Below are 25,074 nucleotides of genomic sequence, written 5' to 3'. Positions count from 1 at the left end.
AGGCGGGCTCACAGCAGCTGACCGATCGTGTCGAGAAGCTCGCGCTGGTCGAACTTCTGCTTGGTGAGGTAGGCGTCGGCCCCGAGATCGAGGCCGCGGCGGATGTCGGCGGGATCGCCGCGGGAGGTCATCAGGATCACCGGCAGCCGCGTCAAGCCCGGATCCGCCTTGAGGGCCCGGAGCAGGCCGAACCCGTCGAGGCGCGGCATCTCGACGTCGGCCACCACCACGTCCACCTCCGTTCCGTCCCGGCGCAGCCGGTCGAGGGCATCCTGGCCGTCGACGCAGACGAAGACCCGGTAGCCATGCGCCTCCAGGATGCTCTTCTCCAGGGTCCGGGTGGTGATCGAATCGTCGACCACCAGCACCGTGCGGGTGCGCTTCGCCCGGCGCTCCGGACCGGAGGCGGGCGAGGCCGCCACCAGGCCGCCGGCGCGGGCCCGGACGCACAGGCCTTCGGGGTCGAGCACCAGGGCGGGGGTCTCGTCGGCGAGCATGACGGTGCCGGACATCAGCACGGGATCGCCCCCGAGCGGCGGGGCCGGGCCGACGAGGAGCACGCGCACGTCGAGCAGCCGGTCGACGGCCAGCGCACAGGACGAGGTGCCGCAGCGCAGCAGGACGGCGCGGACGAGGCCGTCATGGAGGGGAAGGGGAGCGACACCGGATCCGAGGAGCGACGCGAGGGGAACGAGCGGAATGACAACGTTCCGTCCCCCCTGCTTGATCCGTGCCGCCGGTTCGCCCGCCACGGAGGCGAGGTCGCGGTCAGTGAGGCGCAGCAGCCCGGCGACGGCGCCGCTCGGCAGGCCGAAGGTCTGCCGCGCCTCGCCCGGCCGCAATGCCGCCTCGACGAGCAGCACCGGCTGGCGCGCGGCCGAGAGCGGCACGGTGACCGTCACCTCGGCACCGAACGGCTCGGCGGGCCGCAAGGTCGCCCGGCCGCGCAAGGTCCGCGCGGCCTCCGCCACCACCGACAGGCCCATGCCGCGCCCGGCGATCCGGTCCACGGCGGCGGCGGTGGAGAAGCCCGGCGCGAAGACGAGGTCGAGGGTCGCGTCCCGGTCCGGCTCGGATCCGGGCTCCACCAGCCCCTGGCGCCGGCCGGTCTCGCGGATGCGGGCGAGGTCCGGGCCGCGGCCGTCGTCGCGGATCGTCACGACGAGCTGGCTGCCCTTCGAGGCGACCGACAGGGTGACGCAGAGCGCGTCGGGCTTGCCCAGGGCCCGGCGCGTCTCGGGCGGCTCGGCGCCGTGGCTGATCGTGTTGCGCAGGGCGTGAAGCACCGGGTCCTTGAGCGCCTGGAGCAGGCCGCGATCGACCTGGATGTCGAGGCCCTGGAGCCGTACCTCCACGGCGAGGCCGGCCTCGCGGGCGATCTCCCGCACCATCCGGCCGTAGCCGCCGAACACCGTCTCGGCCGGGACCAGCAGCAGGCGGTCGGCATCGTCGCGCAGGCGGCGCAACGCCCCGTCGACGGCGCCGGTGCTGCGGCTCTGCACCCGCGCGAGTCCCGAGATGCCGCGGATCACGCCCCGCAGCTCGTCGTCGAGGCGGCGCACCCGGTCGACGAAGCCGTCGAGGGCGGTGCCCGCCGGGTCGCCGGCCTCGCGCAGGCGGCGGGCGAGCGCCACCATCTCGCCGGTGCGCCCCTGCACGGTGTCGGCGCTGCGCCGCAAACTCCGGGCGCCGGATTCGAGGCTCGCCACCGCGGCGCCGATCGTCTCCTGGCCCTGGAGCACCGCGGTGAGGTCGTGCACCGCCTTCGACAGCGCCTCGACCTGGTCGCTGGCGATGCGCAGGTAGGAGACCGCCCCGTCCTGCGGCGCGGGTTCGGGCGCCGGTTTCGGCTCCGGCTTCGGCTCCGCCTGCGGGATCGGCGCGCCGGACAGGCAGGCGTCGAGGGCCGCGATGGCGTCCGCCGGCGCCGCGGGCTCGGGCGTCTCGGGCAGGGCCGCGACCAGGCCCTCGATCCGGTCGAGGGCGAGGTCGACCACCCCGGCGGTCGCCCGGTCGAGGCCGGTGCGGCCCTGCACCACCCGGTCGAACAGCGCCTCCAGCCGATGGGCCACCTCTTCCACCGCCGGCAGGTCGACGGCGCGCGCGGCGCCCTTCAGGCTGTGGGCGCGGCGAAAGACGTCGTTCCAGTCCGCGGGCCGGCCCGCCTCGGCCTCGGCCAGGGCCGCACGGATCGCCGCGAGATGCTCGCGATGCTCGGCGTCGAAGGCCGCGAGGAGGAGCTGGCGGATGTCGTCCATCGGAACCGGTCAGAGCCGGTAGCGCTCGGCGAGCGCCAGGAGGGCGCCGGCGAGTTCGCTCAGGTTGGCGGCGGCGGCCTCGACCTGGCGGGTGCCGGCGGCGGTCTGCTGGCTCGCCTGGCGGATGTTCTGGAGCGCACCCATCACCTGCTCGATGCCGAGCTGCTGCTGGTTGGTCGAGGCGACGATCTGCTGGAAGGTCTGGACGCTCTCCTGCACCCGGGCGGTGATCTCCTCGATCGTCGCGTGGGTGGTGTCGGTGCGCTCCTTGCCCACCGCCACGCGCTTGACCGCTTCCTCCGTCAGCATCACCGAGGCGTTGATGCCGCGCTGGATGTCGCCGAGGATGGCGCGCACCTGGCCGGTCGCCTCCTTGGCCTGGTCGGCGAGCGCCTTCATCTCGGAGGCCACCACCGCGAAGCTGCGCCCGCTCTCGCCCGCCGCCGCCGCCTCGATGGCGGCGTTGAGCGCCAGGAGATGCGTGCGCTCCGAGACGTCGTTGACGGTCGCGATGATCTCGCCGATGGCCTGCGTCTTCTCGCTCAACGCCACGATGTTCTCGGCCACCGCCTCGCTCTGTTCGCGGATCGCGTCCATGGCCCGCGCCGTCTCGTCGACGGCGCGAAGCCCGGCGCTCGAGGTCTGGGCGGTCGCCTGGGCGGTGGCGATCACCTCCTGCGCGCGCTTGCCGATCTGGGCGCCTGCATGGGTGATCTCGTCGACGGTGGCGGCGGTCTCCTGCACGGCGGCGAACTGCTCCTCGACGCTCGCGGCCTGCTCCTGGGCGGAGGCGCGGATCTCGGCGGCGGCCGCGTTGAGGTTCGAGGTCGAGGCGCGGTTCTGGCTCGCGAGCTGGCGCAGGCCCTCGACCATCTGGTTGAGGACGCCGCCCAGGCGCCCCAGCTCGTCGCGGCGGCTGTCGGCGATGCGGCCGGTGAGGTCGCCGCTGCCGACCTTGCCGACGAAGGCCATCACCGCGTCGAGGGGCTCCACCACCGAGCGGCGGATCAGCACCGTGATGACGAGCGCCATCACGACGCAGATGGCGAGGGCCGCCAGCGTCGAGAGCCGGCTCTCCTCGTAGATCGCCCCGACCCGGCGCTGGCCGGCGGTGATGCCGGCATCCAGGGCCTCGCGGGCCGCCCCCATGGTGCGCACGAAGTTCTCGCTCGACTGGTCGAGGGCGATCTCGGACGCCTGGATGCCCGGCACGTCGCCGGCCGCGATCGCCTCGAACTGGCGCTCGGTGGCGGTGCGGGTGGTGCGCAGCTCGGCACCGGCCGCGACCAGCAGCTCGGAGATGCGCTGCCAGGCGGCGGCGCGGTCGGCCGAGAGCGACTGGGCCCGGTAGTCGTTGGCAGTGGTGAGCGCGCCGGCCAGCGCCGTCTCGGCGGAGGCGGCGATGCGCCGCCAGGTCACCGTCGGTTCCTCCTTGGACGTCAGCTCGCGGCCGAGCGCCCGGAGGTAGTAGCGGGTGGCCGCCTCGTCGCGCAGGTCGCTCATCCGGCGCTGTGCCTCCCGGATGTTCTCGAGCTGGTGCATCACCGTCAGGTCGCGGGTGACGATGGTATCGGTGGCGCTACGCACCTCGCCGATCTGCCCGACTGCGTAGACGCCAAGCGCCACGATCACCAGGACGACGGCGGAAAAGCCGAGGAGGATGCGGTTCCCGATCGAGAGCGACACGCGGGATTCCCTTTGGCTGGAGGCGGCGGGTGGGTCGGGCCGCGGATGTCTACGGGCGGCCCGAGGCGAGGAGCGGGGCCAGCAGGGCCGGCACGTCGATCACCGCGAAGCCGGCCTCGGCGACGTCGTAATCCGGGCGGGAGCCTCGATCCTCACGGATGTCCGGTGCCGCGCGGGCATAGCCCGCCACCGCCCGCCTGCCCAGCCCCTCGGATCCCGCCTCCACCGCGGCGTCGGCGACGGCGAGCACGCGCGCGACCCGAAGGCCGATCCGGGGCCCGTCGCGGCGCAGCACCACGACGTGACCGCCGCTCTCCGCCGCGGGAGACGGCGCAGCGCCGAGCGCCACCGCGAGGTCGATCACGCTGACGAGGATCCCACCCCGCCCGGCGAGGCCGACGAGGGCGGCGGGCGCTCCCGGCACCGGCGTGCAGGGTCGGAACGGAAACACCTCGGCGACCGCCTCCAGGGGCAGGCCGACCGCCTCGGTGCCGGCGCGGCAGAGAAGCAGGGACCGGGTCGGTCGCGTCTCCGGCACCGCGCCGCGGGCGGCGAGGCTGCGGGTACGGGCATCGAGGATCGCGTCGATCCGCTCGGCGCTCAAGGCGGCGTCGCCCGGCAGACGCGGCCCGGCGGCGGAGGCGGTCTTGGGCATCAAGAGACCTCGGGCATTAACAGACCTCGGGCACCAGCGGATCGTCGTCATCGGGCGGCCTCGCCGCCGAGGAACGGCCGGGCCGCGCCGGCGAGGTCGGCGGCGGTGAGCCCGTCGCCCTCGGGCAGGGCCGCGTCGGCGGGCAGGCTTGCCGCGAGCCGCACGGCGTTGGCCACGGCGCGGCGGCCGGCCTCGCCGCGGCCGGCGGCGATCAGGGTCAGCCCGAGATGGTAATGCGCCATGACGAAGCCTTTATCGAGATAGAGCGCGCCGCGAAAGGCGCGCTCCGCCTCCTCCGGCCGGGCCCGGGCGCGGGCGAGCAGCCCTTCGTAGTAGCGCAGGCGCGGATCGGTCGGGTCCTGCACGAGGGCCGCCCGGCAGGCCTGCCAGCTCGCATCGAGGTCGCCGGCATCGGCGAGCGTCCGCACGAGCGCGAGCGGGCCCGGCGGTAGGTCGGGAGCGGGCGGCCGCGACGGCGCGGAGGCGGGATCCGCCTGGGACGGAGGCGGGATCCGGGGCGGGAGCAGCGGCGCCCAGGCCAGGTCCGCGGCCGGCGCCGGCAGGACGGGCGGCAGGACGAGGGCCGGCGGCGGCAGCCCCGGCCGCGCTTCCGGCATCGCCCCGTCCTCCGGCCGGCGATAGGCGGCGGTGCCCGGCAGGGAGACGGCCTCCAAGAATTCCGAGAAGGCCGGGTTCGGCTCGGCATGGCCGAGCAGCAGCCACCCCCCGGGCCGCAGGCGCTGCGCCAGCGCCCGCACCAGGGCCTGCACCACGTCGGGATGGAAGTAGATCAGGACGTTGCGGCACAGGATGAGGTCGTAATCGGTCAGCGCCAGGGAGGCGGTGCCGTCCAGCAGGCTCATCAGGTTCTGCGGCTCGAACCGGGCGAGCGCTCTGTATTCCGGCCGCAAGGCGAAGGTGCCCTCCCGCGGTCCGGGCCGGAAGTAGCGCCCGCGCTCCTCGCCCCCGAGGGTGCGCAGGGCCCAGGCGCCGTAGATTCCGCGCCGCGCCGCCGCCAGCACGTCGCGATTGATGTCGGTGCCGGTGAGGCCGATGCGCCATTCCGGCAGGCGCTCGCCCAGCAATTCGTGCAGCACGATCCCGACCGAGTAGGTCTCCGGGCCGGTGGAGCAGCCCGCGCTCCAGATCCGCAGGCGGCGCTCGTCGCCCCGCGCCGCGATCCGCTCCGGCAGGATCGTGCCGCGCAGGGCGGCGAATTGCTCGGCGTAGCGGAAGAAGAACGTCTCCCCGATGGTGATCTCGGATTCGAGCGCCGCCCACTCGGCGTCCGAGCCCTCCAGCAGCGCGAGGTAGCCCGCGGGCTCCGCGACGCCCCGGGCGCGCATGCGCCGTCCGACCCGCTCCCAGAGGAGGTCGTCCTTGTCGGCGTAGTAATGGTGGCCGGTGCGGGCGACGAGGCGGTTCTTGAGCGCCGCGAAGGCCGGATCGCCGACAGGGGCGGAGCCCCGCGGGGTGGTCATGGTCCGGTTCAGGCCGCCCACTCGGCGAGCCGGGCCTGGGCGTCCCGGGTCTGCGCGGCGAGGCGGGCCGCTTCCTCGGCGAGCAGGATGCGGTCGACCGCGAGCCCGTGCACCAGCCGTTCGCCGACCCGGATTTCGGCCGCGACGCAGCCGTTCAGCGTCGCCGCGTCGGCGACCGACCGCACCTGGTCCGGCGCCACCCGCGTCACGTCCGCGACCCGGTCGACCATCAGCGCCAGGGGCGTCCCGCCCTGCAGCAGGACGAGGTGGCGGTAGACGGCGGCCCTCGCCGTCGCCGGCCCGCCGAGGCCGAACAGGATCGCGAGATCGATGACCGGCACGGCGCTGCCGGCGAGGTTGAGGAAGCCCGCGAGCGCCGCCGGCGCGCCCGGCGGGCGCCACAGGCGGGGCAGGGGCAGCACCTCCCGTACCGCCCGGCGCGGCAGGGCGCAGTCGGTCCCGGCGATGTCGACCAAGAGGTAGGCCATCCCGGTCGTCATCGCGTCGCACCCTGCCTCGAGAGACGTCCGCGGCGGCGGACCGCGCCTCAGATAGGGGAGGCGGCCCGGTTTTCCAAACCGCCGGCGCCCTGTCGCTCCGCGCCGGAGGTGCTATGAGGCGCCGCCGGAACACGCCGCCGGAACACGCCGCCGGAACACTTGGAGCGCCCCCGTCGATGATCGAGATCCGGCAGGTCGGCCATGCCTTCGGGGAGCGCGTGGTTTTGCGCGATCTCACCCTCGACCTGACGGAGCGGCGCATCGCGGTGGTCGGCGGCAACGGCAGCGGGAAGAGCACCTTCGCGCGCCTGCTCAACGGACTTCTGGTGCCGAGCCGGGGCCATGTGCGGGTCGACGGGCTCGACACGCGCCGCGACGGCAAGGCGGTGCGGCGCAAGGTGGGCTTCGTGTTCCAGAATCCCGACAACCAGATCGTGCTGCCGGGGGTGGCGGAGGACCTCGCCTTCGGCCTCAGGAATCTCGGCCTGCCCAAGGACGAGATCGCCCGGCGCGTCGACGAGGCCCTGCACCGCTACGACCTCCAGGCTCTCGCCGACCATCCGGCCCACCTGCTCAGCGGCGGGCAGAAGCAGTTGCTCGCCATCGCCGGCGTGCTCGCGATGGCGCCCGACATCATCGTGCTCGACGAGCCGACGACGCTGCTCGACCTGCGCAACAAGCGCCGGATCGCGCAAGCCATCGACGCGCTGCCCCAGCGCGCGATTCTAGTCTCGCACGATCTCGCCTTCCTGGAGGGTGTCGACCGGGTGCTGGTCTTCGACGAGGGCCGCGTCGTCATCGACGACAGCCCGTCGGTGGCGCTCCCGGCCTACGAAGCGATGATGTCGTGATCCCGTACGTCCCGGGGGAGAGCCCCGTCCATCGTTGCCCGCCGGGACGCAAGATCCTGGCGCTGGTGGCGGCCGGCACCGTCCTGTTCGCGCTGCCGCGGCTCGACCTGGCGCTCGCGGCGGCGCTCCTGGCGCTCGCCGCCACAGGATGGCTCTACCGGGTCGCCGGCATCCCGGGCCGCCTGATGCTAGCGCAGCTGCGGCCGCTCGCCTGGATCCTCGCGGTGCTGGTCCTGGTCCAGCTCGCCCTCGACGGCTGGCAGGCCGGCCTGCTGGTGACCGCCCGTCTGAGCGCCCTGGTGCTGCTCGCCGGCCTGGTGACGCTGACCACGCGCTCGTCCGACCTGATCGAGGCGTTGCAACGCGGCCTCGTCTGGGCCAAGCCCCTCGGCGCCAACCCCGCCAAGGTCGGGCTGGCCATCGCGCTCACCTTACGCTTCATCCCGGTGCTGGCCGCCATCGCCGCCGAGGTGCGCGAGGCGCAGCGGGCGCGGGGCCTCGAAGGCAGCCTCGTGGCGCTGACCGTCCCGGTGGTCGTGCGGATGCTGAAGATGAGCGACGACATCGCGGCCGCGATCGATGCGCGATCGTACGATCCGGATCGGGGGTGATGGCCGAAAGGCATCAGCGGCCGGGCCGCGGTCACATCCTCCTTCCCGCGGCCTCGACGGAGGCCTCCGCTTCGCTCCGGCACCTCGGGCCGGGGTCGCGGGAGGGAGTCGCTTCCATCGGACGGCCGGGCAGGCCCCGACCTGTCCTTCCCCTCGCCAAGGACTCCCATGTCGACCCGTGACATCGTCTTCGTCGCGCTCTTTGCCGCTCTCACCGCCGCGCTCGGCCTGTTTCCCCCCGTGACCTTGCCGGTGGTCGGCGTGCCGATCACCGCGCAATCGATGGGGGTGATGCTCGCCGGTGCGATCGCCGGCGCGACGCGTGGCGGCGCGGCGCTCGCCCTGTTCGTCCTCCTGGTCTGCGCCGGGCTTCCTCTGATGGCCGGCGGGCGCGGCGGGCTCGGCATCGTGATGGGGCCGGGCGGCGGCTTCGTGCTGACGTGGCCGGTCGCCGCCTTCGTGATCGGCTTCCTCTACGAGCGCAACGTGCGGACCCTGACGGCCTGGAAGGAGGCGCTGATCCTCGTCCTCGGCGGCGTCGTGCTCACCTACGCGGTCGGCATCCCGTGGATCGCAGCCGTCGCCCGGGTCGATCTCGTGAAGGCCGCGATCGGCTCGGCCTGGTTCCTGCCGGGCGATGCCGTGAAGGTCGTTCTCGTCGTGCTCATCGCCCGGACGGTGCGCCGGGCCTATCCGACGCTCCAGGCACGCTGACGTCGCATCGTCGACGCGTGGGCCGATAACCGGTTGACCCTGCCGGACGACGCGCGTAGGGTCCCCGCCACTCTCTCAAGGGCAGGCTTTCAGCGGCATGCGTACGGTCCTTATTGTAGCGGAGGCGCCACCGAAGGGGCGGGCTTGAGAAGCCCGGCATCCCAAGGGTGGCGCGTGCAGGGTCCTTCGGGGCCCTTTTTTGTTGCGTAAAACGGACCCGAGAGCGCGGACGAGATCAAGGAACGGAGCGCGGCGATGAGTGCGGGCGAGGTCATGACGGGCGCCGAGATGGTGATCCGGGCGTTTCAGGATCAGGGCGTCGACACCCTGTTCGGCTATCCGGGCGGCGCGGTGCTGCCGATCTACGACGCGCTCTTCCACCAGGACACGGTGAAGCACATCCTGGTCCGCCACGAGCAGGGCGCGGTGCATGCCGCCGAAGGCTATGCCCGCTCGTCGGGCAAGGTCGGCTGCGTGCTCGTCACCTCGGGACCGGGCGCCACCAACATCGTCACCGGCCTCACCGACGCGCTGCTCGATTCGATCCCGCTCGTCTGCATCACCGGCCAGGTGCCGACGCACCTGATCGGCTCCGACGCGTTCCAGGAATGCGACACGGTCGGCATCACCCGCAGCTGCACCAAGCACAATTACCTTGTCAAATCGATCGAGGACCTGCCCCGCATCCTGCACGAGGCGTTCTACGTCGCCTCGCACGGCCGGCCCGGCCCGGTGGTCGTCGACCTGCCGAAGGACATCCAGTTCGCCAGCGGCCTCTACCGCCGCCCGGTCGACAACAGCCACAAGACCTACAACCCGCAGACGCAAGGAGACCCGGAGAAGATCCGCGCCGCCGTGGCCCTGATGGCCGGCGCGCGGCGCCCGGTCTTCTATACCGGCGGCGGCGTCATCAACTCGGGACCGGAAGCCTCCGAGCTGCTGCGCGAGCTCGCCCGGGTCACCGGGTTCCCGGTCACCTCGACCCTGATGGGCTTAGGGGCCTTCCCGGGTTCGGACCCGCAGTTCCTCGGCATGCTCGGCATGCACGGGACCTACGAGGCCAACCTGGCGATGCACGAATGCGACGTCATGGTCTGCATCGGCGCGCGCTTCGACGACCGCATCACCGGCCGGCTCGACGCGTTCTCGCCCTTCTCCAAGAAGATCCACGTCGATATCGACGCCTCGTCGATCAACAAGACCGTCAAGGCCGATATCGGCATCGTCGGCGATTGCGGCTCGGTCCTCCGCGACATGCTGCGGGAGTGGCGGGCGGTGACGCCGGAGCCCGACCAGGGCCGCCTGACCGAGTGGCTGTCGAAGATCCGCGGCTGGAAGGCGCGCGAATGCCTCGGCTACTGGCCGTCGGGCACCACCATCAAGCCGCAATACGCGGTCCAGCGCCTCTACGAGGCGACCAAGGGGCGCGAGACCTACGTCACCACGGAGGTCGGCCAGCATCAGATGTGGGCGGCCCAGTACTACAAGTTCGACGAGCCGAACCGCTGGATGACCTCGGGGGGCCTCGGCACCATGGGCTACGGCCTGCCGGCGGCGATCGGCGCCCAGCTCGCCCATCGCGGCGCCCTGGTGATCGACATCGCCGGCGAGGCCTCGATCCAGATGAACATCCAGGAGATGTCGACCGCCGTGCAGTACCGCCTGCCGGTCAAGATCTTTATCCTGAACAACGAATATATGGGCATGGTGCGCCAGTGGCAACAATTGCTGCACGGCTCGCGCTACTCCGAGAGCTATTCGGAGAGCCTGCCCGACTTCGTCAAGCTCGCCGAGGCCTACGGCGCCAAGGGCATCCGCTGCTCGGATCCGGGCAGCCTCGACGCGGCGATCGCCGAGATGCTGGACTATGACGGCCCGGTTATCTTCGACTGCATCGTCGACAAGACCGAGAACTGCTTCCCGATGATCCCGTCGGGCAAGGCGCACAACGAGATGCTGCTCTCTGACTACCTCGGCGAGACCGGGGCGGACCTGGGCGACGTGATCTCCGACGAAGGCAAGATGCTGGTCTGAGCGGGCAGGGCAGGACGATGAACGCCATGAACACCCATTATCCCGATCCGGTCCGCGTCGAGCCGGTGAACCGCCACACCCTGGCGGTCATCGTCGACAACGAGCCCGGCGTGCTCGCCCGCATCGCCGGCCTGTTTTCCGGCCGCGGCTACAACATCGAGAGCCTGACGGTGTCGGAGACCGAAGAGGCCCGGCACATCTCCCGCATCACCATCGTGACCGCGGGCACCAACGCCGTGATCGAGCAGATCAAGGCGCAGCTCGACCGCCTCGTGCCGGTGCACCGGGTCGTGGATCTGACCCTTCAGGGCGAGTCGCTCGAGCGGGAGCTTGCTCTCGTGAAGGTGGCCGGCAAGGGCGAGCACCGGGTCGAGGCGATGCGGCTCGCCGCCGCCTTCGGCGCCCGCACCCTCGACGCGACGCTGCACTCGTTCGTGTTCGAGCTGACCGGCACGACCGACGAGATCGACCGCTTCGTCAAGCTGATGGCCTCGGTGGGGCTGGTCGAGGTGTCGCGCACCGGCGTCGCCGCGATGGGGCGCGGCGCGGAGCCGATGTAGCACTTGGCTACTCGGCGGGCGGGGTGCCGGTGCGCCCCGCCTGCCCGTACTTCCGCTCGAAGCGGTAGACGGCGAAACCCAGGATGGCGAGGCCCGTCACCGAGATGAACAGGGCGAAGCTGAGCATCGCGAGGGTGGCATCCCAGGGCATCGTCACTCCTCCCGGCGCAGAAGTCGGATCACAGCGTGACCGATACAATGTAAGGCCACAGAGAGGCCATAAACCAAGAGAGATGCGACTGCCCCGAGGTCGCATTCGGGTTATTGACCAGCGGTACGATGATCGCCACACCAGCGACGGCTATTGCCATAGCGTTCACGTAGGCCGCAAACAGCTTGACATGCTCGTTCAAGCGCTTCGCTGCATGCTTGCGACGGGCAGCGATCTCCGCCGCATCGGGGGCGGCCTTGGTCACGCGGGCTGCCTCACCTGTTTATGACCAAACGTAACCGATCGATCCTCCGCCGTCGATATCCGTCGCTCCGTACAAAAATGCCTCCCCGATGGACGGGGAGGCGAACCGCACTTTCGTTCTTTAGCGTGAGCGGAAGGGCGAGAGAGTTCGGAGCCGGGGCCGGCTCAAGCGCCAGCCCCGAAGGCCCTTCGCCTCAGCGCGAGCCCTTGCCGTCCCCGTCGCGCATCGCGCCCGTCGGCTCCTGCACGTGGGCCTCGAGGAACCAGAGCTGCTTGTCGACCGCGCGAGAGACCTCGGTGAACAGGTCGGCGGTGCCGGCGTCGCCGGCCTCGTCGGTCTGGTCGATGTTCTCGCGCACGGCGTTGGCATAGGCCGCGTAGCGGTCGATCAGGGCCGAGAGGTGGTCGGCGATGGCGTACACGTCGGTCGGGTATGGGCTGAGCTTCGAGGACGCGGCCACCACCGAGGCGGTCCCCAGGGCCGTGGCGCCGAGCTGCACCGCCCGCTCCGCGACCTTGTCGTTGAGGTCGTCGAGTTCGGTGCGGAACCCGTCGAGCATCTCGTGGATGCCGATGAATTGCGGGCCCTTCAGGTTCCAGTGCGCCTGCTTGACGGCCAGCGCCAGATCGATGCCGTCGGCGAGACGTGCGTTCAGGGTCTCGATCGAGACGCGCTTGGCGTTCGAGTCGGTGTCGTTGCGGGTGCCGTGCTGGCGCGGCTGGCCGGTCTTGCCCTTGGAATCCGTCATGTCGGTCAACTCCGTGATTTGCCGCAACAACGAGGCCGGGGGGCGGCCGTTCCGATGCTGGGGCAGGGTTTTCTGCGCCGTCCCGGGCTTTTCGGCCGCAGGGTCACGCCGGTCCGCACCGGCTCCGAGAGGCTAGGGCGGGGTATCCGGCCGGACACCCCGCCGGGCGAAGTCCTGACCTTCCGTCAGAGCATCGGCTGCCCGCCGGTCACCGGCACCAGGGCACCGGTCATGTAGCTGCCCTCCCGCGAGGCGAGGAGCACGTAGGCCGGGGCCAGCTCCGCCGGCTGGCCGGCGCGGCCGAGCGGGGTGTCGGCACCGAGCTGCTCGATCTGCTCAGGGCTCTTCACGATCGGCTGGATCGGCGTCCAGACCGGGCCGGGAGCGACGCAGTTCACCCGGATGCCCTTCGGGGCGAGCAGGTTCGAGAGCCCGACCGTCAGGGTGCTGATCGCCCCCTTGGTGGCGGCGTAGACCAGCATGCCGGCATCCGCCACCTTGGCCTGCTGGCTCGTCGAATTCACGATCGCCGAGCCCGGCCGCATATGCGGCACCGCTTCCTGCGCCAGGTAGATCATCGCGAAGACGTTGGCGCGGAACGAGCCCTCGACGTCGTGGGCGGTGACGTCGTCGAGGCCCTCGTTGACCACCTGGGCGGCGGCGTTGTTGACCAGGACGTCGATGCGGCCGAACTCGGTCACGGTCTTTGCGACGATCGCCCGGCAATGCGCCTCGTCGCGCAGATCGCCCGGCAGCAGCAGGCAGCGTCGCCCGGCCTTCTCGACCCAGGTCCTGGTCGCCTGCGCGTCCTCCTCCTCGGAGTCGAGGTAGGAGATCGCCACGTCGGCGCCCTCGCGGGCATACGCGATGGCGACGGCGCGGCCGATGCCCGAATCGCCGCCGGTGATCAGGGCGATCCGGTCGGTGAGCAGGCCCTTGCCGACGTAGGTCTCCTCGCCGTGGTCCGGGGCCGGGTCCATCGGGCCGGTGAGGCCGGGGCGCGGCTGCTGCTGCGCGCCGGGGAAGGGCGGCCGGGGATAGGCCGCGCGGGGATCGTCGCTCATCGGGTGCCTTTCAGGAACGCGCCGGCGGTGCGTAAGGAGAGCGCCATGATGGTCAGGGCCGGATTGGCCGCGAGCGAGCTCGGGAAGACCGAGCCGTCGCAGATCCAGAGATTCTCGACCTCGTGGCTGCGCCCGAAGGAATCGACCACCGAGGCGTCGGGGTTCCGTCCCATCCGGCAGGTGCCGAGGGTGTGGGCGACGCGCTCCAGCACCCAGACGTCGCGGGCGCCGGCCGCCTCCCAGATCTCGCGCATCACCTTGGTGGCGTGGGCGTTCAGCCTGTGCTCGTTCGGCCCGTAGCCGAAGTCGATCTGCGCTTTCCGCATCCCCAGCGCGTCGGTCTCGTCCGACAGGGTCAGGACGTTCGCGTCGCAGGGCAGGGTCTCGCCGTTGATGCCGATGCCGGCGACGCGGTTGTACTGCCGGAGGTAGTCGGTGAGCGCCGTGCCCCACAGGCCGCGGCCGCGAGCGACGGCATTGGCCCAGGTCAGCGGCTCGACGCCGAGGCTCTGGATCAGGTAGCCGCCGGCGAAATCGGCCTCCTTCGGTCGGGTGAAATCCTCCGTGATGAGCGAGGACGGGTAGCCCCGGTTCATCCCGACCTCGTCGGCGAAGGTACCCCAGACCTGCGTGGCGACGTGGCCGATATAGTTCCGCCCGACCTGGCCGCTGCCGGTGGCGAGGTCGAGGTGGAGCAGGAGCCGCGGCGTCTCGACGGCGCCGGCGCACAGGACCAGATGGGCGCAACGCTGGCGATGATCGCGCCCGCCGCTGCGGTAGATCACGGCGGTGATCCGCCCGGCCTTGTCGCGCTCGACCCCGTGCATCCGGGCTTCCGCCCGGATCTCGGCCCCGCGCGCCACCGCCAGCGGCAGGTAGGTCACGTCCATGCTGGCCTTGGCGCGGGTGCGGCAGCCCTGATGGCAGAAGCCGCAATTGATGCAGGCCTTGCGCTCCGGCACCGCAGGGTCGGCCGTGAAGTCGCGCGAAACCACCGCCGCCGGCGCGTCGGTCGCCGCGATGCCGAGCCGGTCGCAGGCTGCGGCCATCAGCTGGGCCGGGCCGTTGCGCAGGACCGGCGGCAGCGGGAAGCGGCGCGCCTCGTCCCATGGATAGGGCGTCGGGCCCGACGTGCCGATGAAGGCCTCGACGCGGTCGTAGAACGGCACCAGCTCGGCGTGCTCGATCGGCCAGTCGCAGCCCTCGCCGCTCTCGGAGTTCAGCCGGAAGTCGCGCGGGTCGGCCCGGGGCACGAAGGCGCCCCAGTGCAGGGTCGAGCCGCCGATGCCGGTGCCGCTGTTGTTGGCACCGAAGGCCTCCGGCGTCGAGCCGCCGCTGAGGCGCTCCTCGGTCCAGTAGATCTCGTCGGCCAATGTCTCGTCGAAGCCGTACCCGGCGGGATCGAAGTTCGGCCCGGCCTCCAGCGCCACGACCTTGAGCCCCGCGGCGGCCAGCTCGGCGAGGAGGGGCGCGCCGCCCGCCCCGGTGCCGACCACCACCACGTCGACGACCTCGTCGGTGCTGTAACGGTTCTGCCCTGAGAGGTTCATCGGGCGTTTCCCACGGTCTCGAGGACGGGCTTTTCCCAGGGCTCGCGTTCGTTCAGGCCGGTCAGGCGGTAGCCGGGCAGGGAATCGGCGTCGTCGCCGCCCGCGCCGATCCCGGTGAAGCCGATCGTCGCGAGGCCGGCCGGATGGGCGAGGAAGGTCCGCACCGCTTCCCCGCGCAGCTCCTCGAACCAGCAGGTCATCAGGTCGGGGGCGAGGCCGCCCGGGAGTTCCGGCAGGTCGCCGGAGGTGGCGCGGGTGAGGAGGGCGTCCTGCTCGGTCCCGCCCAGCGCCGTGAACGGGCGCCCGTGCGCCTCTCGCGCCGCGCCGTCGAGAGTCCGGAGCGCCCGGCCATAGGCCTCCGCATCCGGCGGCAGGGCGGCGAAGCGCCAGCCGTCGCCGGTGCCGGAAGCCAGCCGCGCGTCGATCCGGCGGGCGAGGTCGATCTTCCCCGGTCCCGCCTGCGGCAGCACCCGGTCGAGGCAGGCACCGAGCGTCGCGCGCTCGTCCGCGCTCAAGCAGAACGGGCCGTCGGGCTCGTTCATCCGCTCGCGCAAGGTGGTGCGCAGCCGGGTATTGACCCGGTCCGAACTCATCAGCGCCGCGAAGGCCGGCGGCAGAATCGGCGCCTCGGCAGCCCGGGGCCCGGAGGTGACGAGGTCGCGGATCAGGGCCGCCAGCATCTCCGGCTGCTCCAGCGGCAGCAGGTGGCCGGCGCCGGGGGCGACCTCGTGGCGGTGACGGGCGAGATGGGGCAAGGTCAGCGCGGCCTGTGCCTCCGGACCGAGATCGCCGTCCTCCGCCCCGCTCACCACCAGGGCCGGAACGGACAGGGTGCCGATAGTCCCGCGCCAATCCTCGTTCGCGCCGCCGGTGAGCCAGGCCTTCCAGGCTTGCGGATTGGCCCGCAGCACGTCCTCGACGGCCCGGGCGTGGTCCTCCGGATCGAGGGGCGCCCCGACATTCGCGGACACGAAGGCCTCGGCCTCCCGGCGCCGGGTCTGCGGATCGGCGTCGATCCAGGCGATCATCGCCTGCCGGCGCTCCTCGTCCATCGGCTCGGGCGCGGGCGGCGAGCCGGCCAGCAGCACCAGCCCGGCGAGGCCCGCGAGGGCCGGATCGCCGTCCTCGCTGCGGCGCGCGAGAGCGAGGGCGACCTTCGCCCCCATGCTGTTGCCGGCCAGGAGCCAGGGCCCGGCCGGGGCCTCGGCGGTGATGCGGGCGGCGACGTGGTCGGCCATGGCGGCGACGCCGCAGCCCGGATGTCCGGCTTCGTCGCCGAAGCCCGGCAGGTCGATGGCGACGCAGCGCGCCGCGGGCCCGAGACGCTCGGCGAGGGGGCGCCAGGTGCGGGCGCTGCCTCCGAGGAAGTGCAGGCAGAAGAGGACGGGTCGATCAATCATGCCGGCGAGATCGCGCGACGCTGCCTTGCGTCAACGGCGGCCCGCCCGCGGCGCCTTGCAGCACCCCCGCACGATGTCTCGTGTCGTCAACGGATCGAACGGGCCGGAGGAGGACGTCTCGACCGGTCTTCGGCCGCCGCGGTCGCCGCGAAGCCTCGGCCGGACAGGCAATCGACGTTCGACGACGGCGACGATACCTCGCCTCTTCGTGCTGACGAACGGCCGGCGCCGACAGCATTCGCCCCGCCGTCGGCCGGTTTGATCGATGTTAAATGATTCCAATGACGAAGTCGGACCTGGCGCCTCGACCTGGACGGCCGGGGGCGACAGGCGCGTAAGGCTCGCCACATCTCGCCGGAAAGACCGGATGCGGCCCCGGATCTACGCCGACCGGCGACGCTATTCGGCGCGCCGCCAGGTCCCGGACGCGGAAACGCCGCGCGGAAGGGTGTTCCGCGCGGCGTTCGCAGCAGGCGCCGCAGCCCGCTGGGGGCGGCCGCGGCTGCCGGAAACGTTAGTTCTTGGCCTTGTCGACCAGGGCCTTCTCCTTGATCCACGGCATCATGCCGCGGAGGCGCTCGCCGACCTCCTCGATCGGGTGGGCGGCGTTGCGGGCGCGGGTCGCCTTGAACGAGGTCTGGTTGACCTTGTTCTCGAGCATCCAGTTGCGGGTGAAGGTGCCGTTCTGGATGTCGGTGAGCACCCGCTTCATCTCGGCCTTGGTCTCGGGCGTGATGATGCGCGGGCCGGTCACGTACTCGCCGTACTCGGCGGTGTTCGAGATCGAGTAGTTCATGTTGGCGATGCCGCCCTCGTAGATGAGGTCGACGATCAGCTTCACCTCGTGGAGGCACTCGAAATAGGCCATCTCGGGGGCGTAGCCGCCCTCGACGAGGGTCTCGAAGCCGGCCTTGATCAGCTCGACGAGGCCGCCGCAGAGCACGACCTGCTCGCCGAACAGGTCGGTCTCGCACTCTTCCTTGAAGGTGGTCTCGATGATGCCGGCGCGGCCGCCGCCATTGGCCGAGGCGTAGGACAGGCCGAGGTCGTGGGCATTGCCCGAGGCGTCCTGGGCGATGGCGATCAGGGTCGGCACGCCGCCGCCGCGCAGGTACTCGGAGCGCACGGTGTGGCCGGGGCCCTTCGGGGCGACCATCAGCACGTCGAGGTCGGCGCGCGGCTCGATCAGGTTGAAGTGGACGTTGAGGCCGTGGGCGAACAGCAGGGCAGCGCCCTGCTTCATGTTGCCCTGGAGCGAGTCGCGGTAGATCTCGCCCTGCAGCTCGTCGGGGGTCAGCATCATGACGACGTCGGCCTCGCGGGCGGCGTCGGCGACCTCCATGACCTTGAAGCCCTCGGCCTCGGCCTTCTTGGCGCTGGCCGAACCCTTGCGGAGCGCGATCACCACGTCCTTGACGCCGGAATCGCGCAGGTTCAGCGCGTGGGCGTGGCCCTGGCTGCCGTAGCCGACGATGACGACCTTCTTGCCCTTGATCAGATTGATGTCGGCGTCACGATCGTAATAGACCCGCATGGCGGCTCCCCCTTTTGCGGATGGCGAGAATCTCGAACGCTCCGGGCGCTGGAGCGGCCGTGCGACGGGCGGCTTGTAGCGGCGTGATTCGCGTCAGGGAATAGGCTATGCGCGCGGAACCGCACATGTCTGCCAAGCTCGGCGCGCGGACGCGGGCATCCAGGCATCCTTGAGGAGACCGGCATGACGCAACGGGCGACGCCCGCCGAACTGGTCGATTTCTGGCGCGAGGCCGGATTCGACCGCTGGTTCAAGGCCGATCCGGCCTTCGACGCCGCCTGCCGGGCCTATCTGCCGCTGCACGAGGCGGCGGCGCGGGGCGAACTCGCCGCCTGGGAGGAGACTCCGGAGGGCGCGCTCGCGCTGGTGCTGCTCCTCGACCAGTTCCCGCGCAACCTCTTCCGCGGCACGCCCCGCGCCTGGGCGACGGACGCGGCGGCGCTCGCCGCCGCCGACCGCGCCATCGCCCGCGGCCACGATGCGGCGATCGAGCCGGCCCTGCGTGCCTTCCTCTACATGCCGCTGATGCACGCCGAGGATCCGGGCCACCAGGAGCGCAGCGTCGCGCTGTTCGCCGAACTCGGGATTCCGGTGAACCTCGAGGCGGCGCACGAGCATCACGCGCTGATCCAGCGGTTCGGCCGCTTTCCCCACCGCAACGCGGTGCTCGGCCGCCCCGAGACGGCCGCCGAGCGCGAGTACCTGTCGGGCGAGGGCGCCTTCCGCGGTTAGGGCTCCCGGCGGATCTCGAGCAGCGCCCGAGCGCGTTGCGCTCGAACGCTGCTCGAGATCGTTGATTTTGCCGGATTTTCTGCGACGAACCGGTCTCCGCTTCGTCGGACAATGCTCTAGGCCGGCAGCGGCAGCCCCTCGCGGGCGAAGGCGCGCTGCACGGCGGGGCGCTCGGCCATGCGGCGGGCATGGTCGGTCCAGTACGGGAACTGGCGGGCCATGTCGTAGCCGAGCACCTGGCCGCGGCCCCAGTGCCAGAACACCAGGAGGTAGGGATCGGCGACGCTGTACTGCGCGCCGGCCGCCCAGCCGCCGCGGGACAGGCCGACCTCGATCATCGTCCACAGGTCGGCGCAGGTCTCGTGGCCCCTGGCCTTCACGTCCTCGATCGCCGCCGGATCGGTGGCGTAGCGCTCGGCCCGGCGGATATGGGCGTAGGCGGGGTGGATGGTGGAGGAGAGCCAGGCCAGCCACTCGGCGCACCGGGCCTCCTCGCGCGGATCCTCGGGCCACAGGCCGGCGCGCGGATGCGAGCGCGCGATGTAGCGCAGGATCGCCGGGTTCTCGGTCAGCACCCAGTCGCCCTCGGCGAGGGCCGGCACCCGTCCCTTCTGGTTGACGGCGAGGTAGCGCCCGCCGCGCTGCTCGGCGGTGGCGAAATCGATCCTCACCGCCTCGAACGGCGCGCCGGTCTCCTCGAGGGCGATATGGGGCGCCAGCGAGCAGGCACCCGGCGAGTAGTAGAGCGTGGTGGTGTCGGACAAGGGGGACCTCCCGGCAAAGCCGCCTCCAAGTCCTTAGCGCGAAGCGCACCCGGAGCGGTACCGCCCCGGGCGCGTGTCCGTCAGCCCGAGACCTTTCGGGCTGGGACTTGTCGGGCGGGGACCTTTCAGGCGGGGACTTGCGGCCGAGCCACCGGAGCGGACGCACGCGAGCGCCGCACCGCCATCCAGACGACCGCGCAGAGCACGATCGCGCCCTGCACCGCCAGGGCCTCCCAGCTGCCGTTGAAGCCGAGTTCCGTGACGATCTCCGGCACCCCGTCATTGTGCACCGGCAGGAGCAGCTGCTCCTGGAACTCCTGGATCGCCGCCCCGACGAGGCGCAGGCCCATCACGAACAGGAAGGCGGAGGTGAGCAGGAAGACCGGGCGCAGCGGCAGCCGCAGGGCCAGCCACTGCATCGCCACGAACACCACCGCAAGGGCGAGGGCCGCCGCGGCGAGGCCGCCGAGCAGCGAGGCGTCGAACCCGCCGACGGTGCGGGCGAGAGCGTGCAGGAACAGCACCGTCTCGGCGCCTTCGCGGAACACCGCCAGGAAGGCGATGCCGGCGAGCGACAGCACCGTGCCGGCGCTCATCGCCCGCTCGGCCATGCGGGCGATCTCGGCCTTCCAGGCCGCCGGATCCTGGCGCAGGAACAGCCAGCCGCTCATCGTAAACATCAGGCCGGCGGCGACCAGCATCACGCCGGCCTCGATCAGGTCGTTGTGGTTGCCGTCGAAGAAGGCCTCGAACACCCAGGCCATGGCAAAGCTCGCCAGCACCGCGAGGCCCGCGCCGGCATAGAGCGGGCGAATGCGCTCGGCGGCGCCGGCCCGGCGCAGGAAGGCCGCCAGCGCCGCCACCACCAGGAGCGCCTCCAGCCCTTCGCGGAACAGGATGGTGAAGGCCTGCGCGAAAGTGGATCCGTCGGCCATGGGTGCTCCTCGCTGGGCGTATGTCGGGGCGCCGCCGCGCCGCCTGCCAATCCTCTGATGGTCGTTCTCTTAGGCGAGGATGCAGCGTCATTCAAACGGCACGTCTTTGTTTTGTATGATTCTAATCTGGAGAGCGGATTGTACAAAGGACTGTATCCGGGACCTGCCTACTTGCAAATCCTCGCGTGGAATCAATATGCCGCAGCGTCATCCCGGTGCCGCGCAGGGGAACCCCGGATCCATGACCGGTGTCGATTGCCGGACGAGGCCGAACGCGCTTCGACCTATTCTGCAGCGTCGGCGGCCATCGGTCCCGGGTTCTCCCCTGGCGGCGAGCCCCGGGACGGCGCGGCGCGTGCTCGACCCGTCGCCAGGGCGCCGACAAGCGCCCCTCACAGCCCCGCATGAGGCTTGAGCCCCCGCACCCGCGCCACCGCCGCCTCGAGCCCGTCCCAGGCCGGCGCGCCCGGCGCGTAGCGGGCGCGGGCATAGGCCGCCGCCTCCGCCACCTGTCCGTCGGTGAGGGTCTCGCGAAAGGCCGGCATCGCGGCCGGCGGCGCCGTGGGGTCGGCGGTGGGGAAGCGCTCGGCCGAGGCCGCGACCCCGTTGAGGATGGCCTGGATCAGGTTGTCCGGATGGGCGCTGTGCAGCGAGGTGACGAGGCCGAGCGGCACCAGGTCGCCGCCGGCCCCACCCTCGTGGCAGGAGGCGCAGGCGCCCTGGAACAGGGACGATGCCGCCGGGGGTGCGGACGCGACGGCGCGCCCGGGCCAGGGTGCCGGGCCTTCGCCGGCGAGGCTCGCCAGGTAGACCGCCATGGCGCGGATGTCGGCATCCGGCAGCGGGCCCAACGACGCGACCACGTCGGCCATCGGGCCTGCGGCGCTGCCGTGGCGGGGAGAGCGGCCGGTGCGCAGATAGGCGAAGAGGTCGTCCTCGGTCCAGGGCAAGGGCGCGCGGGACAGGCCGGCCAGGGCCGGCGCCTCCCAGCCGTCGGCGAAGCCGCCGCCGAGGTGCGCCGCGCCCCGCCGCTCGGCGCCCAGCACGTTGCGCGGGCTATGGCAGGCGGCGCAATGGCCGAGCGCCTCGACGAGGTAGGCACCGCGGTTCCAGTCCGGCCCGCGAGCCGGATCCGCGACGGTCGCGGGGCGGTGGAAGAGGGCGTTCCACTCCGCCATCAGCGGCCGGAGGCTGAAGGGGAAGCGAAGCGCCGTCTCGGGTGCCCGCGCCGCCACCGGGGCCTGCGCCATCAGGTAGGCGTAGAGCGCCTGCAGGTCGCGCTCGGCGATGCCGGAAAAGCTCGGATAGGGATGCGCCGGGTAGAGGTGGTGGCCGTCCCGCGACACGCCCTCGCGCATCGCCCGGGCGAAGGCCGGGTAGGACCAGGCGCCGATCCCGGCACCCGGGTCCGGCGTGATGTTCGAGGCGTAGACGAGGCCGAACGGCGTCTCGAGCCCGCGTCCGCCCGCGAAGGAGGTGCGGTCCGGCCCGGCATGGCAGACGAGGCAGGCGCCCGCCGCCGCGACGAGGCGCCCCTGCGCGATCGTGGCGGCGGCATAGGCTGCCGGGTCCGGCCGCTCGATCGACGGATAGGTCGGGCGCCAGGGCATCAGGGTGGTGGCGAGCGCGAGCATGCCGGCCCCGGCGCCGAACAGCCCGGCGAGGAAGCCGCGGCGCCGGCGGGGCGGCTCGTCCGGCCCGGCGATCCGCGGCGGGTTGAGGGCGGCGCGGACGGAATCGGCGGTGAGGGGCAATTCGCGGAAGCGGATCCCGGTGGCGTCGAACAGCGCGTTGGTGATCGCCGCGGCGCTCGGCACCGAGGCCGACTCGCCGGCACCGAGCGGCGGCTGGTCCTGGCGCGGGACCATCAGCACGTCGATCTCGGGCACCTGCGGGAAGGCGAGGATCGGGTAGCTGCCCCATTCCCGGCTCGTCACCCCGGTGGCGTCGAAGCCGACCGATTCCCTCAGGACCCGGCTCGTCGACTGGATGACGTTGCCGTGGATCTGGTGGCGCACCCCGTCCGGGTTGATCATCAGGCCGGAATCCTGGCCCACCACCACCCGGGTGACCGCCACCTCGCCGGTGACCCGGTTGACCGCCACGTCCGCCACCCAGGCGGCCCAGGCGGCGGCCTTGCCGGGAAACGGCCCGTGCACGTAGACCGCGTAGGCGAAGCCGCGCCCGTACAGGATGTCGCCGGAGCCGCCATGCGTGCCGGGCCTCGTGTGCGGCACCCAGGCCGCCCGCTCGGCCACGGCCCGCACGAGGGCGGCGGCGCGGGGATCGTCCAGATAGCGCAGGCGGTACTCGATCGGGTCGATGCCCGCCGCGGTGGCGAGCTCGTCGATGTAGGATTCGTGCGCGAAGGTGTTGGGCAGGGCCGAGACGCCGCGCAGCCAGGAGGCGCGGGCGATCGGCGGCATGTCGTGCACCGTCACCCGGGCGTGACCGAAGGCGTAGGGCGGCACCGCCGTGCGGTCGCCCATCGGGTACACGGCGGGCGTCGCCTCCACCTTGCCGGTGAGGATCAGCGCCAGCGTCGGGGCGCCGTTCGAGGGATAGCGGGTCTCGAAATCGTAGGCCGCCGGTCCGCCCTCGGCGTCGAGGCCGCCGCGGACGTCCATGACCTGCGCCGCCCCCTTCGGCTCCCAGGCATGCTCCTGCTCGCGGGTGAGCTGCACCCGCACCGGCCGGCCGACCGCCCGGGCGAGCAGGGCGGCATCGGCCGCGACGTCGTCGGCGCAGTTGCGGCCGTAGCAGCCCGCCGCCTCGTGGCGCTCGATGGCGATTCTCTCCTCCGGCAGGTCGAGGAGGAGCGCGAGGTCGCCGCGCAGGGCGTGCGGGTTCTGGGTGCCCGACCACACGACGAGGTCGCCGTCGCGGAAGGCGGCGACGGCGCAGGACGGGCCGATCGAGCCGTGCATCTGGTAGGGCCAGACATAGGTGCGGTCGAGGCGCGCCCGGGCATGGGCCAGCGCCCGCTCGACGTCGCCCCGGTCGAGGAGCCTGCGCGGCGTCGCGGGATTGTCGCGGAGCGCCGCCTCCGGCCGGTTGAGGTCGGGCAGGCCGTCGACGGGGCGCCAGGTCGCCCGGAGGCAGCGGGCGGCTTCCGCCGCGTTCTCCTCGCGCTCGGCGACGATTCCGACGAAGTCGCCCTCCACCACCACCGCGACGAGGCCGGGAATGTGGGCGACCGACGAGTCGTCCACCCCGATCAACAGGCCGCCGACCACGGAATCGACGCCCGGCGCGGGTGGACGCACCACCCGGCCATGCAGCATGCCGGGCACCCGCACGTCGTGCACGTAGGTCCAGGCGCCGGTGGCCTTCGGCCGGATGTCGACCCGCGGCACCGGCGTGCCGACGAGGGTGTAGTCCTCGACGGCCTTCAGGGGCGCGTCGGGATCCAGGGTCAGCTCGGTGCGCGCGCCCCGCACAAGGTCGCCGTAGGGAACGCCGCGATCCGGCTCCGCCGCGACCCGGACGGTGCCGGCCTCGACGGCCAGTTCCGTCGTGCCGCGGTTGAGCCGGCGCGAGGCCGCCTCGACCAGATGGCGGCGGGCGGTGGCGGCGGCCAGGCGCAGGGGCACCGCGGCGATCTGGATCGTCTCGCTGGCGATGGTGCCGCCCTGGTCGGGGGCGGTCGCGGTGCTGCCGAGCTCCATCGCGACGCGGTCGAACGGCACGTCGAGTTCCTCGGCGACGATCTGGGCCAAGGCCGTGCGGATGCCGGTGCCGAGATCGACATGGCCGTTGAACGCCGTCACCCGGCCGTCGCCGTCCACCGCGAGGTAGAGTTCGCGCTGCGGCCCCACCGCCAGGGCGGCCCCCGGCGGATCGCCGAGGCGGGGCGGCCGGCCCATCGTCTCGCGGTAGACGAGGAGCAGGTCGCCCGCCTCCTGCCAGTGCCGGCGGCGCTCGGCGGGATGCCCGGTCATGCCTCGCCTCCGTCGGAACCGGTCCGCGCCGCGCGCAGCCGCGCCGCGGCGGCCCGCACCGCCCGCAGGATCTCGATATGCGTGCCGCACCGGCACAGGTTGGCCTGGAGGCTCGAGCGGATCTCGGCCTCGCTCGGGTCGGGATTGGCGGCGAGCAGGGCGACCGTCGTCAGGATCATGCCGTTGAGGCAGTAGCCGCATTGCGCGGCGTTCTCGGCGATGAAGGCCTCCTGCACCGGATGCAGCCGCCCGCCCGAGCCGAGACCCTCCAGCGTCGTGATCCGCCGCCCGACCGCGGCGCGCACCGGGATCGCGCAGGAGCGGAGCGCCCGGCCGTCGACCAGCACCGTGCAGCTGCCGCACTGGCCGAGGCCGCAGCCGTATTTCGGGCCGTTCAGCGCGAGGTCGTTGCGCAGCACGTAGAGGAGGCGGGTGCCGGGGGCGGCCTCCACCGCCACGCTCCGGCCGTTGACGGTCAATCCGTGGCGGACCGGTGCCAGGCGGGGGTCGTTGGCGACCGGTCGCCGATCGTCCTGCATGCGCCGCAATCCCGCCCCCGCTCCCGGCTGTCCTCGCCGGCTGCCGATCGTTCTCACAGATTTCCGGCGCGACCGGAACCGGGCCGCCGGTGGATTTTCGG

General features: G+C 72.3%; 22 protein-coding genes. 6 read left to right on the top strand and 16 right to left on the bottom strand.

The window, feature by feature from the left end:
* Positions 1-8: 8 nt before the first annotated feature.
* From G4G93_RS16855 to G4G93_RS16835, 5 genes are read right to left on the bottom strand one after another with little or no spacing between them, the layout of a single operon-like run.
* A complete protein-coding gene (locus G4G93_RS16855) occupies positions 9-2,258 on the bottom strand; it encodes a response regulator (RefSeq protein ID WP_165085692.1) in 2,250 nt (749 codons plus the stop codon).
* A gap of 9 nt (positions 2,259-2,267) precedes the next feature.
* Positions 2,268-3,944, bottom strand: coding sequence for a methyl-accepting chemotaxis protein (locus G4G93_RS16850; protein WP_165085691.1), 1,677 nt, complete (start codon positions 3,942-3,944; stop codon positions 2,268-2,270).
* Positions 3,945-3,993: 49 nt separating this feature from the next.
* Positions 3,994-4,599, bottom strand: a complete 606-nt coding sequence (locus G4G93_RS16845) for a chemotaxis protein CheW (RefSeq protein ID WP_165085690.1) — start codon at positions 4,597-4,599, stop codon at positions 3,994-3,996.
* Between the two features lie 47 nt (positions 4,600-4,646).
* A complete protein-coding gene (locus tag G4G93_RS16840; RefSeq protein WP_165085689.1) occupies positions 4,647-6,080 on the bottom strand; it encodes a protein-glutamate O-methyltransferase CheR in 1,434 nt (477 codons plus the stop codon).
* Positions 6,081-6,088: 8 nt separating this feature from the next.
* Positions 6,089-6,568, bottom strand: a complete 480-nt coding sequence (locus G4G93_RS16835; protein WP_246736820.1) for a chemotaxis protein CheW — start codon at positions 6,566-6,568, stop codon at positions 6,089-6,091.
* Positions 6,569-6,756: 188 nt separating this feature from the next.
* On the opposite strand from G4G93_RS16835, the gene G4G93_RS16830 reads away from it, so the two are divergent.
* The 5 genes from G4G93_RS16830 to ilvN all read left to right on the top strand — a co-directional run bounded on the left by G4G93_RS16830 (position 6,757) and on the right by ilvN (position 11,350).
* The gene (locus tag G4G93_RS16830) at positions 6,757-7,431 is read left to right on the top strand and encodes an energy-coupling factor ABC transporter ATP-binding protein (protein WP_165085687.1); all 675 of its coding nucleotides are present in this window, start codon (positions 6,757-6,759) and stop codon (positions 7,429-7,431) included.
* Positions 7,428-8,042: an energy-coupling factor transporter transmembrane protein EcfT gene (locus G4G93_RS16825; RefSeq protein ID WP_165085686.1), complete on the top strand. Its 615-nt coding sequence runs from the start codon at positions 7,428-7,430 to the stop codon at positions 8,040-8,042. Before G4G93_RS16830 ends, G4G93_RS16825 begins: the two co-directional genes overlap by 4 nt.
* Before the next feature lie 168 nt (positions 8,043-8,210).
* The gene (locus G4G93_RS16820) at positions 8,211-8,756 is read left to right on the top strand and encodes a biotin transporter BioY (RefSeq protein ID WP_165085685.1); all 546 of its coding nucleotides are present in this window, start codon (positions 8,211-8,213) and stop codon (positions 8,754-8,756) included.
* Positions 8,757-9,011: 255 nt separating this feature from the next.
* Positions 9,012-10,790, top strand: coding sequence for an acetolactate synthase 3 large subunit (locus G4G93_RS16815; protein ID WP_165085684.1), 1,779 nt, complete (start codon positions 9,012-9,014; stop codon positions 10,788-10,790).
* Positions 10,791-10,807: 17 nt separating this feature from the next.
* The gene (gene ilvN / locus G4G93_RS16810; RefSeq protein ID WP_165085683.1) at positions 10,808-11,350 is read left to right on the top strand and encodes an acetolactate synthase small subunit; all 543 of its coding nucleotides are present in this window, start codon (positions 10,808-10,810) and stop codon (positions 11,348-11,350) included.
* 7 nt (positions 11,351-11,357) lie between these two features.
* On the opposite strand, the gene G4G93_RS16805 is transcribed toward ilvN, so the two are convergent.
* From G4G93_RS16805 to ilvC, 7 genes are all read right to left on the bottom strand, one after another.
* The gene (locus tag G4G93_RS16805; RefSeq protein WP_165085682.1) at positions 11,358-11,501 is read right to left on the bottom strand and encodes a hypothetical protein; all 144 of its coding nucleotides are present in this window, start codon (positions 11,499-11,501) and stop codon (positions 11,358-11,360) included.
* 28 nt (positions 11,502-11,529) lie between these two features.
* Positions 11,530-11,766 (bottom strand): hypothetical protein, encoded by a 237-nt coding sequence (locus tag G4G93_RS16800; RefSeq protein ID WP_165085681.1) that lies wholly within the window; start codon positions 11,764-11,766, stop codon positions 11,530-11,532.
* Between the two features lie 193 nt (positions 11,767-11,959).
* Positions 11,960-12,514 carry a DNA starvation/stationary phase protection protein Dps gene (dps, locus tag G4G93_RS16795; RefSeq protein WP_165085680.1) on the bottom strand — a complete coding sequence of 185 codons (555 nt, stop codon included), beginning with the start codon at positions 12,512-12,514 and terminating at the stop codon, positions 11,960-11,962.
* A gap of 185 nt (positions 12,515-12,699) precedes the next feature.
* On the bottom strand, positions 12,700-13,578 hold the full coding sequence (locus G4G93_RS16790) for an SDR family oxidoreductase (RefSeq protein ID WP_165085679.1): 879 nt from the start codon (positions 13,576-13,578) through the stop codon (positions 12,700-12,702).
* Positions 13,575-15,128, bottom strand: coding sequence for a GMC family oxidoreductase (locus G4G93_RS16785; RefSeq protein ID WP_165085678.1), 1,554 nt, complete (start codon positions 15,126-15,128; stop codon positions 13,575-13,577). The genes G4G93_RS16790 and G4G93_RS16785 overlap by 4 nt, the downstream gene beginning before the upstream one ends.
* Positions 15,125-16,528, bottom strand: a complete 1,404-nt coding sequence (locus tag G4G93_RS16780) for an alpha/beta hydrolase (RefSeq protein ID WP_165085677.1) — start codon at positions 16,526-16,528, stop codon at positions 15,125-15,127. Before G4G93_RS16780 ends, G4G93_RS16785 begins: the two co-directional genes overlap by 4 nt.
* 514 nt (positions 16,529-17,042) lie before the next feature.
* Entirely contained in the window at positions 17,043-18,062 is a 1,020-nt protein-coding gene (ilvC, locus tag G4G93_RS16775; protein WP_165085675.1) for a ketol-acid reductoisomerase, read from the bottom strand.
* Positions 18,063-18,245: 183 nt separating this feature from the next.
* Between ilvC and G4G93_RS16770 the strand changes: the two genes are divergently transcribed.
* Positions 18,246-18,794, top strand: a complete 549-nt coding sequence (locus G4G93_RS16770) for a DUF924 family protein (RefSeq protein WP_165085674.1) — start codon at positions 18,246-18,248, stop codon at positions 18,792-18,794.
* A gap of 116 nt (positions 18,795-18,910) precedes the next feature.
* Here the strand turns inward: G4G93_RS16770 and G4G93_RS16765 are convergent, their stop codons facing one another.
* The 4 genes from G4G93_RS16765 to G4G93_RS16750 form a co-directional block, all read right to left on the bottom strand.
* Positions 18,911-19,558, bottom strand: a complete 648-nt coding sequence (locus tag G4G93_RS16765; protein WP_165085673.1) for a glutathione S-transferase family protein — start codon at positions 19,556-19,558, stop codon at positions 18,911-18,913.
* A gap of 125 nt (positions 19,559-19,683) precedes the next feature.
* Complete coding sequence (locus G4G93_RS16760; protein WP_165085672.1) at positions 19,684-20,493, bottom strand: FTR1 family protein; 810 nt, start codon at positions 20,491-20,493, stop codon at positions 19,684-19,686.
* 392 nt (positions 20,494-20,885) lie between these two features.
* Positions 20,886-24,434, bottom strand: coding sequence for a molybdopterin cofactor-binding domain-containing protein (locus tag G4G93_RS16755; protein WP_246736819.1), 3,549 nt, complete (start codon positions 24,432-24,434; stop codon positions 20,886-20,888).
* Complete coding sequence (locus G4G93_RS16750; protein ID WP_165085671.1) at positions 24,431-24,973, bottom strand: (2Fe-2S)-binding protein; 543 nt, start codon at positions 24,971-24,973, stop codon at positions 24,431-24,433. The genes G4G93_RS16755 and G4G93_RS16750 overlap by 4 nt, the downstream gene beginning before the upstream one ends.
* Positions 24,974-25,074: the final 101 nt, after the last annotated feature.

This window comes from Methylobacterium sp. DB0501, assembly GCF_011043735.1.
In the GTDB taxonomy this organism is placed as follows: domain Bacteria; phylum Pseudomonadota; class Alphaproteobacteria; order Rhizobiales; family Beijerinckiaceae; genus Methylobacterium; species Methylobacterium alsaeris.
Note: the sequence above shows the minus strand (reverse complement) of the source record. Positions and strands in the feature narration are given on the sequence as shown.

Coding starts and splice junctions, on each gene's coding strand:
- G4G93_RS16840 (WP_165085689.1), bottom strand. CDS start 6,080: ATGACCACCCCGCGGGGCTCCGCCCCTGTCGGCGATCCGGCCTTCGCG.
- G4G93_RS16855 (WP_165085692.1), bottom strand. CDS start 2,258: ATGGACGACATCCGCCAGCTCCTCCTCGCGGCCTTCGACGCCGAGCAT.
- ilvN (WP_165085683.1), top strand. CDS start 10,808: ATGAACGCCATGAACACCCATTATCCCGATCCGGTCCGCGTCGAGCCG.
- G4G93_RS16755 (WP_246736819.1), bottom strand. CDS start 24,434: ATGACCGGGCATCCCGCCGAGCGCCGCCGGCACTGGCAGGAGGCGGGC.
- G4G93_RS16785 (WP_165085678.1), bottom strand. CDS start 15,128: ATGAACCTCTCAGGGCAGAACCGTTACAGCACCGACGAGGTCGTCGAC.
- dps (WP_165085680.1), bottom strand. CDS start 12,514: ATGACGGATTCCAAGGGCAAGACCGGCCAGCCGCGCCAGCACGGCACC.
- G4G93_RS16780 (WP_165085677.1), bottom strand. CDS start 16,528: ATGATTGATCGACCCGTCCTCTTCTGCCTGCACTTCCTCGGAGGCAGC.
- G4G93_RS16835 (WP_246736820.1), bottom strand. CDS start 6,568: ATGGCCTACCTCTTGGTCGACATCGCCGGGACCGACTGCGCCCTGCCG.
- G4G93_RS16760 (WP_165085672.1), bottom strand. CDS start 20,493: ATGGCCGACGGATCCACTTTCGCGCAGGCCTTCACCATCCTGTTCCGC.
- G4G93_RS16845 (WP_165085690.1), bottom strand. CDS start 4,599: ATGCCCAAGACCGCCTCCGCCGCCGGGCCGCGTCTGCCGGGCGACGCC.
- G4G93_RS16815 (WP_165085684.1), top strand. CDS start 9,012: ATGAGTGCGGGCGAGGTCATGACGGGCGCCGAGATGGTGATCCGGGCG.
- G4G93_RS16750 (WP_165085671.1), bottom strand. CDS start 24,973: ATGCAGGACGATCGGCGACCGGTCGCCAACGACCCCCGCCTGGCACCG.
- G4G93_RS16790 (WP_165085679.1), bottom strand. CDS start 13,578: ATGAGCGACGATCCCCGCGCGGCCTATCCCCGGCCGCCCTTCCCCGGC.
- ilvC (WP_165085675.1), bottom strand. CDS start 18,062: ATGCGGGTCTATTACGATCGTGACGCCGACATCAATCTGATCAAGGGC.
- G4G93_RS16805 (WP_165085682.1), bottom strand. CDS start 11,501: ATGCCCTGGGATGCCACCCTCGCGATGCTCAGCTTCGCCCTGTTCATC.
- G4G93_RS16770 (WP_165085674.1), top strand. CDS start 18,246: ATGACGCAACGGGCGACGCCCGCCGAACTGGTCGATTTCTGGCGCGAG.
- G4G93_RS16830 (WP_165085687.1), top strand. CDS start 6,757: ATGATCGAGATCCGGCAGGTCGGCCATGCCTTCGGGGAGCGCGTGGTT.
- G4G93_RS16820 (WP_165085685.1), top strand. CDS start 8,211: ATGTCGACCCGTGACATCGTCTTCGTCGCGCTCTTTGCCGCTCTCACC.